Origin of the sequence: Methylobacterium sp. E-065, assembly GCF_022829605.1 — a bacterium.
GTDB lineage: Bacteria > Pseudomonadota > Alphaproteobacteria > Rhizobiales > Beijerinckiaceae > Methylobacterium.
Map to the genome: position 1 here is coordinate 382,024 of NZ_JAKSYD010000114.1, position 14,343 is coordinate 396,366.

Genomic DNA, 14,343 nt, shown 5'->3' on the forward strand with positions numbered 1-14,343 from the left:
AGGACGGAATGAGGTGGCCCAGGTGCGGCCGCACCTGGGGGCTTTCCCTGATGGCATCAGGATTTCGGGATGCGGCTCGGGGTGTCAGAACGGTCAGTCCTGCGCGGCGCGCAACGCACAGGATGCGGCAGGCTTCGGGCGGGAGAGCATGGCCATCCCGAGCGTCGGTTCGGCGTGGGGTCGCCTGATTGGCCGAGCGACCTGACGCCGCGTCGATATGGGGCGTGACACCTGGCCCCCTGTCAGCAACCGAGTCGTCAGTCGCAGGTTCTATCCAGGTCGGCGGGATCGACGATTGCATTCGTCCCGGATGGAGGGCCACCGCGTTCCCGTGGCCCCGGGAAATAGGGGTGCGGCGTCGTTGCGTGACGAGATTGGGCCGGGCGACATCGACCTGAGGCTGTTGAAGGCCGCCGTGGAGGCGACCGGCGAGGCCATCCTGATCACCTCCGCGGAGCTGGATGAGCCTGGGCCGCGCATCGAGTACGCAAACGGTGCCTTCCTGCGCCTCACCGGTTACCGATTGGACGAGGTCATCGGCCGGAGCCCTCGTTTCCTGCAGGGGCCGAAGACCGAACGCGCCGAACTCGAACGTGCCCGGACATCGCTTGCGGCGGGCGAGGCATTCCACGGCGAGGCGCTGAACTACCGCAAGGACGGCTCGACCTACATGGTCGAATGGCTGATCACACCGGTCCGGGAGGCCGATGGCAGCATTACCCATTGGGTCTCGGCCCAACGAGACGTCACCGACCGCCGCGCCTTCGAGGACCGGCAGGCCATGATGGTCCGTGAACTCCACCATCGCGTGAAGAACACACTCGCAACCGTCCAAGCCGTCCTCAACGCGACCATGCGCTCGGCCGTCTCGCTGCCCGAATTCGGACGGGCCTTCACCGGCCGCATCGTCTCGCTCGCCCGGACCCATGCGCTCATCACCGAGGACCAGGCGCAGGTCGCCTCTTTCGAGGGCCTGCTCAGGGCTGAGCTCGATCCATACAACGAGGATCACCGCGTCACGCTTCGGGGACCGGACCTGAGGCTTCCCTCCGAAGTCGCCGTACCGGTCGGCATGGCCTTGCATGAGCTGACCTCCAACGCGCTCCGGCACGGGGCCTTGGCGCATCCCGGCGGCCGGCTCACGGTGACCTGGACGGTGGAGGATCGGACGGACACCGGATGGCTGGCCTGGGTCTGGAACGAGCACGACGGGCCACCGCCAGCCCTGCCGACCCGGGAGGGTTTCGGCATGCGCTTGATCAACAGGATCCTCGCCGCGCAGACGGGTGCCGAGGTGGATGTGGCGGCGGATGCCGACGGCCTTCGGATCAGCATCGGGATACCGCTCGTGCGCCGCTAATGGTCTATCGTACGGTCGTTGAGCTCTTCGGCGTCGGTCGGAGGAAGGGCGGGCATCTTGGTCATGAGCCCCCCGATGCGGGGTTGTCGGCGGAACGCGCCATGGTCGGGTCCGCCCTTATGGATGGACGCGTGAACGTGATTTCCTGCCACGTCGGAATCCTCGGCAATCGGTGCGATTCAAGCCGCTTGAACCTCTTCTTTCCATGGATCGCCCAACGATGAGCCAGGGGGAGCTCGAACGCCTGCGTGCCCTCCACCGCTACAGGTTGCTGGACACGCCGCGAGAGCAGGGCTTCGACGAGATCGCCGAGGCGGCGGCCGAGCTCTGCGAAACGCCCATCGCGGTCGTGAACCTCGTCGGGGACGGGCGGCAGTTCTTCAAGGCCGAGGTCGGCCTGGGCGTGCGCGAGATGCCGCTGGAGAGCTCCTTTTGCCGGCAGGCACTCCTGCAGAGCGATTTCCTCTGCGTCCCTGACGCAAGCCGCGACCCGCGCTTCGAGGGCAACCCGCTCGTCGCCGGGGACCCCGGGCTGCGCTTCTATGCAGGCGCCCTGCTGAAGACATCCGACGGACATCCCATTGGCACGGTCTGCGTGCTCGACACCAAGCCTCACGAACTCTCCGAGCGGCAGCGCAAGGGGCTGCTCCGCCTCGCCCGCCAGGCCATGGACCAGATGGAGTTGCGCCGGTCCCTGCGGGAGCAGGCCGCGCAGCGCCTGCTGCACGAGCGCATCCTCGACAGCGCCACCGACTACGCCATCGTCGCGACCGACGCCGAGGGGAACGTCACCCGTTGGAATGCCGGTGCCGAGCGCATCCTTGGCTGGAGCGAGGCCGAGATGCTGGGCCGACCGGTCGCGGTGTTCTTCACGCCGGAGGACCGTGACATCGACCGGCCAAGGATCGAGATGGCGATTGCCCTCAGGGACGGCAGCGCCCCCGACGAGCGCCGGCACATCCGAAAGGATGGCAGCCGCTTCTGGGCCAGCGGCAGGATGATGCCACTGACGTCCGACCAGGGGGCGGTCGTCGGCTTCGTCAAGATCCTGCGCGACCAGACCGGGCAGCGGGACGCGGTCGCCGCCCTGGAGGCGAGCGAACTGCGCTATCGCTCCCTCGTCGAGGTGAGCCCGCAGGTGGTTTGGTTCGGGGACGCCGACGGCAACGTTACCTACTGCAACGCCTACTGGTACGATTACACCGGCTTGCCCGCCGGCGAGGTCGGCGAGGCCAGTTGGATGGCGGTCATCCATCCCGATCACCGCGAGGCGACGCGGCATGCATGGCTCGCGGCCGCGAGCTCGGAAGGGTCCTACGAGGTCGAGTTCCCACTGCGCCGGGCCGACGGCGAGTACCGCTGGTTCCTGTCCCGGGCCCGGCCCGTGCGGGACGCGGACGGGACGCTGCGCAGCTGGATCGGCACCTCGCTCGACATCCACGAGCGCAAGGTGGCCGAGGAGCGCTTCCAGGCCCTGACCGAGCTCTCGCCGGCCATGGTCTGGTTCGGCAACCCCGACGGCAGCCTGAGCTACCTCAACGACCGCTGGTACGCCTACACCGGCCAGACCCCGGAGCAGGCGCTGCCGCTGGGCTGGGGCGATGTCATCCATCCCGACGACCTGCCTGGGCTCCTTCAGGTCTGGGAGACGGCTCGCGCGCGGGAGGCGGTCTACGACACGGAAGCCCGACTGCGGGGTGCGGACGGCGCCTATCGCTGGTTCCTGATCCGGGCCGAGCCCCGGCGAGACGGCGCGGGGACGGTCGTTGGCTGGCTCGGCAGCAACAGCGACATCCATGACCGCCGGCAGGCGGAGGAAGGCCTGCGCCGGGCACGCGAGCAGTTGCGCCTCGCCGTCGAGGCCACCGGCACGGGCATCTTCGACTACGACCTCGTCTCGGACGTCCTAGAATGGGATGCCCGGACGCGGACCCTGTTCGGCCTCCCGCCGGACGCCCCGGTCAGCTACGACGTGTTCCTGGCAGGGCTTCACCCGGAGGATCGCGCCTGGGTGGACGAGGCGGTGCGCGTCGCGCTCGACCCGACCGGAAGCGGCGCCTACGACATCGCCTACCGCACCATAGGCCTCGGCGACGGCGTCGAGCGTTGGGTGGCCGCCATGGGACAGGCCATCGTCGAGGGGGGACGGACCGTCCGCTTCATCGGCACGACCCGCGACGTCACCGAGAGCCGGCGGGCCGAGGCGGCATTGCGCGAGGCCGAGGAGCGCTACCGGTTGGCCGCCCGCGCGACCAACGACGCGATCTGGGACTGGGACTTCGCCACAAACCACGTGCTTTGGAACGATGCGCTCCACCACGCCCATGGCCATTCCCCCGACGCCGTCGAGCCGACCGGCGACTGGTGGATCGCCCACATCCATCCCGAGGACCGGACCCGCATCGACGCCTCGATCCACGCGGTCATCGACGGCACCGGTACCGCGTGGAGCGACGAGTACCGGTTCCTGCGTGCGGACGGGACCTACGCCGACATCCTCGACCGGGGCTACGTCATCCGCGACGGGAACGGCCATGCCTCGCGCATGATCGGCGCCATGTTCGACATATCCGAGCGCAAGCGGGCGGAGGAGCACCAGCGCCTGCTCACGGGCGAGCTCCAGCACCGGGTCAAGAACACCCTCGCCCTCGTCCAGGCCATCGCCAGCCAGACGCTGCGCGGCGCGTCGAGCGTGGACGAGATGCGGGAATCGTTCTCCTCGCGCCTGGTCTCGCTGGGACGGGCGCACGACATCCTGACCGCCTCCAGTTGGACGGAGGCGCCGATAGCCGACGTGGTCGACGGGGCCCTGGCGGTGCATCGCGCCGGGACCGGCAGTCGCATCCGCGCGAGCGGGCCGGATGTGAACCTTGCCGCCAAGCCAGCCCTCGCACTGGCGCTGGCGCTGCACGAGCTCGCCACCAACGCGGCCAAGTACGGGGCGCTGTCGAACGAGGTCGGCACGGTCGACCTGCGCTGGCACGTGGTGCACGAGGGCGACGCGCCGCGCTTCCGCATGAACTGGTCCGAGCAGGGCGGCCCGCCGATCCTGGCGCAGCCCTCGCGAAGGGGCTTCGGGTCCCGTCTCATCGAGCGCAGCTTCGCGGCGGAGGTCGGCGGCGAGGTCCGGCTCACGTATGCCCCGACCGGCCTCGTGTGCAGCCTTGAGGCGTCGCTCGCGTCCATGCAGGAGGCGGGCGACGCGGCGGCGGCCTGAGCGCTTGCCCGCCGATCCGCTTCCCCCGTCCGCGAGGGTCGACAGTCCTGTTTCCGGGGTCATGGGGCGAGCCGGACCGCCCCGGGGCATCAGCTGTCGAGGACGGTGCGGACCATCTCGGCGAGCTGGTCCATCCCGAAGGGCTTGGGCAACAGGTGCGTACCGGCGTCGAGGACGCCGTTATGGACAACGGCGTTGCGGGTGTAGCCGGTGGTGTAGAGCACTCTCATCCCCGGGAGCATCGCCACCATCCGGTCCGCCAGTTCACGGCCGGTCAACTCCGGCATGACGATGTCGGTGAACAGCAGCGAGAAGGTGCGCCCGCCCTCGACCAGCCGGAGCGCCTCGGCCCCGCCGCCCGCCTCGGACACGACGTATCCGAGCTCGCGGAGGGATTCGACCGAGCAGGCCCGCATGCGCTCGTCGTCCTCCACCACCAGGACGGTCTCCGCACCGCTGCCGTTTGGCGTTCCTGACGGCTCGGCTTCGTCCGGCGCGCCCTCGGGTCCGTGGAAGCGGGGCAGGTAGACCTTCAGGGTCGTGCCGCGCCCGGGTTCGGAATAGATCTTCACGTGCCCGTTCGACTGGCGCACGAAACCGAAGACCTGGCTCAGTCCAAGCCCCGTCCCCTTGCCCACGCCCTTGGTGGTGAAGAACGGGTCGAACGCCCTGGCGACGACCTCCGGTGACATCCCGGTGCCGGTATCCGACACGGCGACAAGCACGTACTGACCGGGCTCGACCGCGTTCTCGCGTCCGTAGGCCCCGTCGATGTGGGCGTTGGCGGTCTCGACCGTGAGCCGGCCGCCGTCCGGCATCGCGTCCCGGGCGTTGACGCACAGGTTGAGGATCGCGTTCTCCAACTGGCTGGGGTCGGCGTGCGCCTTCCAAAGCCCGGCCGAGAGCACCGTCTCCATCCGGACCGTCTCGCCCAGGGTGCGAGCCAGCAGGTCCGACATGTCGGTCACCATGCGGTTGGCGTCGACCGGCACCGGATCGAGGGGCTGCAGGCGGGAGAAGGCGAGCAGGCGATGGGTCAGGGCGGCCGCCCTGTCGGCCCCGTCGAGGGCGGCGTCGACGTATCGGGACACGTCGGTCTCGCCCTTGGCGAGCCTGCGCTGCAGGAGGTTCAGGCTGCCGACGATGACCGCGAGCATGTTGTTGAAGTCATGCGCGATGCCTCCGGTGAGCTGCCCGACCGCCTCCATCTTCTGGGACTGCCGCAACTGTGCCTCGGCCGAACGACGCTCGGTGACGTCGACCGCCTCGGGCACCATGCCGACCACCGTGCCGTCGGTGCTGCGGACCGGACGCATCGCGAAGTCGAAGGTTCTTGTCCCCCCGGGGAGGTTGAGGTCGAACTCCTCGCGGACGTCCTGTCCCGCAGCGACCTGGGCTACCCAACCCTGCACGCGCTCGCGCATGCCGGGCGTCCCCAGGAACCACGGCGTGTCGCAGTAGGGCAGCCCCGAGACATCGGCCTCGGTGCAGCCGATGGCCTTCAGCGAGACCGCGTTGGCATCGATGAGCCGTCCGTCTCGGGTGAGCAACCCCTGGAACTGGTAGATGGTCTCGAACACCGTGCGCAGCCGGCTCTCCTGCGCCCGCAGGGTCTCGGTTCGGGTCGCGAGGTCGGCCACCGCACGGCGCAACTCCAGTTGGGCCATGACCTGCCGCGCCAGGACCTCGATGGTCGCTGCCTGGTGCGGCTGCAAACCCTCCGGGCGAGCCTCGTAGCCGAGGACGCACAAGGTGCCGATGGACTGGCCGCCGGACGTGACCAAGGGCGCGCCGGCGTAGAAGCGAAGGGCCGGGTCGCCGCTGACGGAGGGGTTCACGCACGTCCGCCCGTCGAGGCGAAGGTCGGGGATGACCGTCAGCCCAGGTGAGGCGGCCGCGTGGACGCAGACCGACCGCGCCAAGTCGGTCTCGGTCGGCTCGAAACCGACGCGTGCCTTGAACCACTGCCGGTCCTCGTCGATCAGCGTGATCAACGCCATCTGCGTCCCGCACACCTCCGAGGCGAGATGGGCGATGTCGTCGAAGGCGGGCTCCGGAGGCGTGTCGAGGATGTCGAATCCCGCGAGCGCCTTGGCCCGCAAGGCTTTATCCAGTTCCGTCGGCATGACCTCACCCTGTTGGGTCGGCGTCGGGCGGTCAAGCTGCACGCGGCGCCAAGCTTAAGGTCGTCCCTGGACGACATGTTCGACGCATCGCCTCGACGTGATGTCGCGGCCGCAGCTGCAAGCCCCGGCACCGACGCCTTCGCGGCTTGAGCAGGGGCGGTTGGGGAGGCGGCCCGCGCTAGCCGGCGGTCGGTCGACCGCGCCGTCGCATCGCGACCGCACCCAGGATGCGTGAGAGCTCCTCGACCGAGTAGGGTTTCCGGAGGAGCTCGAACCCTGCGGTCCCCTTCTCGGCCAGGACGTGGCTGTAGCCGCTGGTCAGGATCACCGGCAGGTCGGGGTGGCGTCGCCGGATGTCCTTGCCGAGCTCGATCCCGTTCATGCCCGGCATCATCACGTCGGTGAACACCACGTCGAACCGCGCCTGGTCCCGCTCCATCTCGGCGAGCGCCCCGTCGGCGTCGGTCGCCCACACGGTGCGGTAGCCGAGCTCGCCCAGCGTCTGGGTGGCGAAGGCCCCGACGTCGAGGTTGTCCTCGACCACCAGCACGCAGGTCCCGTGCCCGTCGACGAGGGGCGTCGCTTCGACGACCGCCCCCTCGGACGTCACGCTTCCAGACGCCCGGGGCAGGTAGAGGGTGAAGGTCGTCCCGCGTCCGAGCTCGCTCTCCACGAGCACCTCGCCGCCGGATTGCTTGGCGAAGCCGAAGACCTGGCTTAGGCCGAGCCCGGTGCCCTGTCCGACCGCCTTCGTCGTGAAGAAGGGCTCGAAGATCCGGCCGATGTCGCCGGGGGCGATGCCCGACCCGGTGTCGGACACCGACACGGCGACGAAGTCCCCCGTCTCCGACGCATGGGAGCGGATCGCCGGCATACCCGATTCCTCACGGGCCGTGATGGTCAGTCGGCCTTCCCCGTCCATGGCGTCGCGCGCGTTGACCACCATGTTCACCAACGCCGTGTCGAACTGGCTCGGATCGGCGTCCACGAGGCAGACGCCCTCTGGGGCGACGACCTCGACCACGATGCGCGATCCGGTCAGCGTGCCCACCATGTCGCCGATGGCCGCCAGGCTCCGGCCGGCGTCGAACACCTCGGGCTTGAGCGACTGCCGCCGCGAGAAGGCGAGCAACTGCCCCGTTAGCTTGGCGGCCCGGTCCGTCGTGTCAGAGATTGCCCCGACGTAGCGGAGCCGGCGTTCCTCCGACAGGTCCGGACGCTTGAGCAGGTCGCTCGACGACTTGATCACGGTCAGCAGGTTGTTGAAGTCATGTGCCACGCCCCCGGTGAGCTGGCCGATGGCCTCCATCTTCTGCGACTGGCGCAGGGCCTCCTCCGCACCGGCGAGCAGGGCGGCCTGCTCCTTCTCGGCCGTGACGTCCCGGACGACGCTGTAGATCAGGCCGTCGCGGGCCACGGCGTTCCACGACAGCCAGCGGTAGTCGTCATCCTTGCGCCGGTACCGGTTCTCGAAGCCGGTGACGGCCTCGCCCCGCATCAGGCCGCCCATCGCGAGGTTGGTGCCCTCCCGGTCGTCGGGATGAACGAACTCGATGAAAGCGACCGCCGTCAGTTCCTCGTCGGACCAGCCGAGCGTCTCCGTCCAGGCCGGGTTGAGGTTGACGAAGCGTCCGTCGAGGCCGGCGACGCAGAGCATGTCGCGCGAGAACCGCCAGACCTGGTCGAGGTCGCGGGTCCGGGCCTCGACGCTCCGTTCCAGGCTGCGGTTGGCGTCCAACAGCAGCCGCTCGACCTGCTTGCGGTCGGTGACGTCGAGGACGAACACGTAGAAGCCGTCGGCCGTTCCGTCCGCCGCCCGCCTGGGGATGTAGCGGATGTCGGCGACCCGGTGCCGGCCGTCCGGGAACGTCCAATCCAGCTCGATCCGCGTTGGCTCGCCCGCCAGCACCGCCTCGAAGGCCGGACGCCGAGCCTCGAAGGCGGCGGCGTCGATGACGTCGCGCACGTTGCGCCCGATAACGCCCTCCGGGGCGACGGAGAACCACTCCTCGAAGGCGCGGTTCGCGAACCGGTAGACGAGGTCGCGGTCGATCCGGGCGACGAGCACGGGCAGTGCGTCCGTGACGAGGCGGAGCTCTTCCTCGCTCGCCCGCAGGTTCCGCTCACCGAGCATACGCTGCGTGCTCTCGTTGGTGACGCAGAACATGCCGCGGACCGCGCCGGTCTCGTCGCATAGCGGCGCGTACGAGAACGACCACCACGTCGACTCCTCCACTCCAAAGCGCGTCATCGTCAGGGGCATGTCGGCGAACCGGCTGGCCTCGCCGGCCAGCGCCTTCTCGACGAGCGGACGGATGTCCTCCCAGACGTCTGGCCAGATCTCCGGCATGGCCATGCCGAGCGCCCACGGGTGGCGCAGGCCGAGCATCGGCCGGTAGCCGTCGTTGTACAGGAACGTGAGTTCGGGTCCCCAGACGAGGAACATGTTCTCGGGGGAGTTCAGGATCAGGTTCACCCCGACCTTCAGCGCGGTCGGCCAGCCGGCCGACGGCCCGAGCGGTGTCAGTCCCCAAACGTGGGCGCGCATCAGGGCGGCCATCTCGCCCTTTCCGGGAGGGAACGCGTTCGCGCCCGGCGCCTCAAGTCCGTGACGGGCCGTTTTCAATATGCGTTCCGGGGTCTGGCGGCGGGGGCGGTAGGATACAACGTGAACAGCCCCATGTGGACCTGGGCCGATGCGTCGCACCCGGCCTCCGGTGCCGTACGGAGCCCAGGGACAATTCGACCCTCGGGGGGCGCCGGCTTTGCCGTTCACGGTCGGTTCGGATAGGTTGCACGCTCGTGGCAAGGTGGGCTGCAGGCCTTCGATCCTCGCTTCCCCAAGCATCGCTACGGCGCGATCCGGAAAAACCCTGAGAGCATGGAAGCAGACGAAGCCTGGCGCCTGACCGACCGCTTGCAGGCCGAGCATGGCAAGGGCGACCCGTTCGCCGCCGCCATTCGCGCGACCCGCATGGCGATGGTCATCACCGACCCCCGCCTTCCGGACAATCCCATCGTCTTCGTCAACGACGCGTTCCTGCGCATGACGGGGTACGACCGCGCCGAGGTCATGGGGGTCAACTGCCGGTTCCTGCAGGGACCCGGGACCGACGGCGGCGATGTCCTGCGCATCCGCGAGGCCGTCGAGGGACAGCGCGACATCGCCGTGGACCTGCTGAACTATCGCAAGGACGGCACGACCTTCTGGAACGCGCTCTACATGAGCCCGGTCGTCAACGAGGCCGGCGATCTCCTGTACTTCTTCGCCTCGCAGCTCGACGTCACCGACCGCATCGACGCGGACCTTCGCATCCGCACCGAGAAGGCCGAGGTCGAGCGCCAGGTCGCGGAGCGGACGCGGGAGCTCACGCAGGCTCTCGAATCCCGGACCATCCTCGGCCACGAGGTCGACCACCGGGTCAAGAACAACCTCCAGGTCATCGCCTCGCTCCTCGGCATGGAGGCGCGGGCCATGGAGGACCCGAGGGCGAGGCTGGCGCTGCGGACCATGCAGGAGCGGGTCGAGGCGCTCGGCACCGTGCACAAGCAACTCTACCAGGAGGCCGACGCCACCCGCTTCGACGTGGCGGAATGCGCCAGGGCCATCGCTACGGACCTGGTGCAGGCGAGCGGGCGCGCCGACATCCACCTGAGCCTCGACGCCGAGGCGGCGCTGTTCCCCGCCGCGAAGGCCCAACCGGTGGCGCTGATGCTGAACGAGGTCATCCGGGAGGTGCTCCGGCCCGCCATCGCCGCGGAGGGCGAGGGCAGCCTCGGCGTGGTCACCCGCCCCGATGGCCGGGACGTGCGGGTCGAGGTGATCTACGACGGCACGGGAAGGGCCGAGGCGCCTTCGGGGTCCGGGCTGGTCGGCCGCCTGATCAAGAGCCTGTCGCGGCAGCTCGACGCCGATGTCGAGTGGCTGCCGATGGGGCGCGGCACCCGCGTTTCCATCCGGTTGCCGCATGGACCGGTCGCGGAGGCGACCTCGGCATGACCCCACCCCTTCGCGTCATCGTCGTCGAGGACGAGACCCTCATCCTGATGCAGATCGAGATGCTCCTGGAGGAAGCCGGGCATGAGGTGGTCGGCACGGCCGTGACCCGGGACGAGGCCGTCGCCCTCGCCGTCGAGACCCGGCCCGACATCGCCTTCGTCGACCTGCGCCTGAAGGACGGTTCCTCCGGACTGGAAGCCGCCCGGGGCATGCGCGGCGTCGCCGGCCTGACGGTGGTGTTCATGACGGCGAACGCGCGCGAGCTGCCGGACGACCTCGACGGCGCGGCCGCGGTCATTCCCAAGCCGTTCTCCGAGAGCGTGTTCGGGGCGGCGTTGCCGTTCCTTGAGGAATGCCTGAGGCGGCCACCGCCGGGATCACCCCCGCCGCAAGGCGTGCGGCTGGCTCCGTGGTACGTCGAGCGTCACGGCCTCGTCATCCCGGCAGGCGCCGCATGAGCGGGGACGCACAATCGAGGGTCGGCGCCCGGCCACCCGCGGGAATCGTCCGCATCGACGACGTCGGCATCGTGATCGAGGCCGATCCCGCCGCCGCGGATCTCCTTGGGCATTCCACCGTGACTTTGGCGGGGCGACGGCTGTTCGATGACCTCGTGCCCGGCGCCGACGTCCCGCGCGGGCGGGGGCGGTTCCTGGCTGGCGTGCGCCGCGGCCACGTCGACGTCCGCGGGCGCTTCGGCCTCGACCGCGATACGGGGCCGGTGTGCCTGGACCTGCACGTGGCTTCCGACCCCGGGCGGAATAACTACCGGGTCGAACTGGTCCCGGTCGTATCCGCCCCGGCCCACGCCGCAGCCGAGGTCGTCGTCGAACGCCGCGAGCGTGCGGAGCCCGTCGACGTCACCGCGTGCGAACGCGAGCCGATCCACGTGCCCGGTTCGGTCCAGCCGGATGCAGTCCTCCTCGTCGCGGACCCCGGCGACCTGCGCATCGTCGCGCACTCGGCGAACTTCGGGGACGCCTTCCCGCATCGGAGCGCCACGCTCGTCGGCGGGACGCTGGATGGCATCCTCCCCTCCGGGTTCGTCGCGCGCGTCCGTCAGGCCCACGCGGCAAACGGCTTGGCCGAGGGGCGGACCGTTTGCGGAACGCTGTGCCTGGACCCGGCCGAGGGGGCCGCATTCCTCGCGGTCGCGCATGCGCGCGCCGACCGTGTCCTCGTCGAGCTGGAGGCCGTCCCGGACCGGCCGGGCGATTTCGGTCCGGCCCACCCGTACGACGCCGGCGTCTCCGTGGCGCGGCTGCGGGCCGCCCGCACCGTCGCCGAGGTCGCCGAGGCGACCGCGAACGAGGTCCGTGCGGTCACCGGTTTCGAGTGCGTCCTCGTCTATCGCTTCGACGCCGACTGGAACGGCGAGGCCATCGCGGAGGACAAGGTCGCGGATTGGTCCCGCTCCCTGCTCGGGCTGCACTTCCCGGCCTCCGACATCCCCGCCCAGGCCCGCGCCCTCTACCTGCGATCGCGGAGCCGGTTCGTCACCGACCGCGACGCCGAGCCGGTGGCGCTCATCGGCGATGCGGGCCTGGCCGGGAAGCCCATCGACCTCACCTTCGCCAAGCATCGCTCGCTCTCGCCCATCCACCTAGAGTACCAGCGCAACCTCGGCGTCAACGGCTCGATGTCGGCCTCCATCATCGTGGACGGCGCGCTCTGGGGCCTGCTGATCGGACACCACCGGCGACCGCACTACGTGACGCCGGAAGGGCGCACCGCGGCCGGCCTGCTGGCCGAGGCGTTGGCCATGCGGGTGCAGGAGATCGAGGGACGCCGCCTTTGGGAGGCCCAGCAGGCCCATCTCGCCGCCGAGGGACGCCTCGTGCGCCAGTTGACCCGGTCCGACGACTACGTCGCCGCGCTGACGACGGGGGAGACGACGATGCTCGACCTGTTCGAGGCCGGCGGGGCGGCCGTGGTCTCGGACGGGACCGTCGCCATCGTCGGGCTGGCGCCGGAACCGGACGCGGTCCTCGCCCTGCGAGATTGGCTGCTCGCGAACCGCCCTCCCGAGGAGACCGGATTCAGCACCCATGCCATGGCCGCGGCCTACCCGCCGGCGGAGGCTTTCGCTGACCGGGCCAGCGGCGTGGTCGCGGTCTTCGTCGACGAGGCGCGACGCAACCTGCTTCTATGGTTCCGGCCCGAGGTGCCCAGCACCGTCTCCTGGGGCGGCGACCCGCGCAAGCCCGTGGCGGCCGGCAGCGGATCGGCACCGGTCCTGCCGCGACGGTCGTTCGAGCGCTGGGTCGAGGAGCGGCGCGGGATGTCGAGGCCCTGGGCCGAATGGCAGGTGTCGTTCGCGACATCGCTCGCCCAGGTCGTCGAGGGCATCGTGCTGCGCCAGCGCCGCACCATCGACGAGTTGACCGGGCTGCTCGCCGACAAGGAGCGGGCCCTGGAGCAGAAGGACGTGCTCAGCCGGGAGATCGACCACCGGGTCAAGAACTCGCTCCAGATCGTCTCGGCCTTCCTGCAGATGCAGCAGCGCCAGACCAAGGACCCGGACGCCAAGCAGGCCTTCGCCGAGACGTCGGCGCGGGTGATGAGCGTCGCGCGGGTGCACGACAGCCTGTACCAGGCGGAGAACGTCGAGGACGTCGACCTCGGCCAGACCATCGAGGTCCTCTGCCGTGACCTCTCCGGGATGGCCGGCGACGGCCAGACCGTCGGCATCACCGCCGACGCCAAGGTGATGGTGCCCTACCGCAAGGCGGTGGCGCTCTCGCTCATCGCCACCGAGCTCGTGACCAACGCCTTCAAGTACGCCTCCACCGATGCCGGGAAAGGCCACGTCGAGGTGAGCGTCCGCGACGAGGGCGACGGCCGGGTGCGGGTGCGGGTCTGCGACGACGGCGAGGGCCTGCCCGAGGGCTGGGCCGAGCGGAAGCCGAAGGGAACGGGGCTCGGGATGAAGCTCGTGCGCGCCATGCTCGACCAGATCGACGCCAGGCTGGAGGTGGCGAACACGCCCGGGGCCTGCTTCACCGTCCACGCTTGACGGCGGGGGCGTCTTGCGGCCCGCCACATCACCCCTCGCGCCGGAAGCGCCCGGCGGACGCATCAGGGGGCCGGTCCCTCGCGCATCGCCTGACAGGGCGGAGACAAGCGTCGGCTGCCGGGGGCTTGGATGGTGGAGGTGGTACCCCGGCATGGTCACGAACCAATAAGCCAGGACCCTGGGACTTCGTCTTGGACCGGACGTTCCGACCGCGACCCTTGGTAAGCCCTCGGAAAGTCCGCTTCGCGGCAGCTTGGCGGAGGATGACCTACGTCCGCGTCGGGTGGTTTTACGACGGTCCGCTTTCGGACGAGGAGTAAGCCAAAGCTGACGTTGCGACTCGGCTGCCATCGACGTGGAAGGGACGCCAATTGCGTCCTCGTCGAGCAAAGCAACGGCCGATCCGCGCGAGGGGCGGTCCGCGAACCGGCCGCCTATCTACCTGGCCTCTATGGTCGGGCGATCCCATGCAGCGGCGGTCTTATACCAACTCCCATTGATCAGAACTCATGGGCCCATGCGCGCAGGCCGATGGACATGATGCGCCAGGGCTGGTCGATGAGCTTGTTCCAGGCGTCGCAGCAGTGGTCGAGGATGGCTTGGTATGAAGCAAAGATCCGATTG

Annotated in this window: 7 protein-coding genes and 2 pseudogenes; 5 read left to right on the forward strand and 4 right to left on the reverse strand. The window is 69.7% G+C overall.

Annotation, left to right across the window (positions count from 1 at the left end; all coding sequences use genetic code 11):
- The first annotated feature begins 361 nt into the window (after positions 1–361).
- Together MKK84_RS16090 and MKK84_RS16095 are read left to right on the forward strand one after the other, a co-directional pair.
- Complete coding sequence (locus tag MKK84_RS16090) at positions 362–1,360, forward strand: HWE histidine kinase domain-containing protein (RefSeq protein WP_243921328.1); 999 nt, start codon at positions 362–364, stop codon at positions 1,358–1,360.
- Between the two features lie 220 nt (positions 1,361–1,580).
- Positions 1,581–4,577: a PAS domain S-box protein gene (locus tag MKK84_RS16095; protein ID WP_243921330.1), complete on the forward strand. Its 2,997-nt coding sequence runs from the start codon at positions 1,581–1,583 to the stop codon at positions 4,575–4,577.
- An 89-nt stretch (positions 4,578–4,666) separates the two neighbouring features.
- On the opposite strand, the gene MKK84_RS16100 is transcribed toward MKK84_RS16095, so the two are convergent.
- The 3 genes and pseudogenes from MKK84_RS16100 to MKK84_RS16110 form a co-directional block, all read right to left on the reverse strand.
- Positions 4,667–6,244, reverse strand: a complete 1,578-nt coding sequence (locus MKK84_RS16100; protein ID WP_243921383.1) for an ATP-binding protein — start codon at positions 6,242–6,244, stop codon at positions 4,667–4,669.
- Positions 6,245–6,703: pseudogene (locus MKK84_RS35940) on the reverse strand (GAF domain-containing protein); the annotation flags it as partial.
- Between the two features lie 178 nt (positions 6,704–6,881).
- Positions 6,882–9,263 (reverse strand): PAS domain-containing protein, encoded by a 2,382-nt coding sequence (locus MKK84_RS16110; protein ID WP_243921332.1) that lies wholly within the window; start codon positions 9,261–9,263, stop codon positions 6,882–6,884.
- Between the two features lie 321 nt (positions 9,264–9,584).
- Between MKK84_RS16110 and MKK84_RS16115 the strand changes: the two genes are divergently transcribed.
- Genes MKK84_RS16115 through MKK84_RS16125 form a run of 3 tightly spaced genes read left to right on the forward strand, consistent with a single transcriptional unit; the run spans position 9,585 to position 13,719 of the window.
- Entirely contained in the window at positions 9,585–10,703 is a 1,119-nt protein-coding gene (locus MKK84_RS16115) for a histidine kinase dimerization/phosphoacceptor domain -containing protein (protein WP_243921334.1), read from the forward strand.
- The gene (locus tag MKK84_RS16120) at positions 10,700–11,161 is read left to right on the forward strand and encodes a response regulator (protein WP_243921335.1); all 462 of its coding nucleotides are present in this window, start codon (positions 10,700–10,702) and stop codon (positions 11,159–11,161) included. The genes MKK84_RS16115 and MKK84_RS16120 overlap by 4 nt, the downstream gene beginning before the upstream one ends.
- Positions 11,158–13,719: a histidine kinase dimerization/phosphoacceptor domain -containing protein gene (locus MKK84_RS16125; RefSeq protein WP_243921337.1), complete on the forward strand. Its 2,562-nt coding sequence runs from the start codon at positions 11,158–11,160 to the stop codon at positions 13,717–13,719. Before MKK84_RS16120 ends, MKK84_RS16125 begins: the two co-directional genes overlap by 4 nt.
- A gap of 500 nt (positions 13,720–14,219) precedes the next feature.
- Here MKK84_RS16125 and MKK84_RS16130 read toward each other — a convergent pair.
- Positions 14,220–14,343: pseudogene (locus MKK84_RS16130) on the reverse strand (IS630 family transposase); the annotation flags it as partial.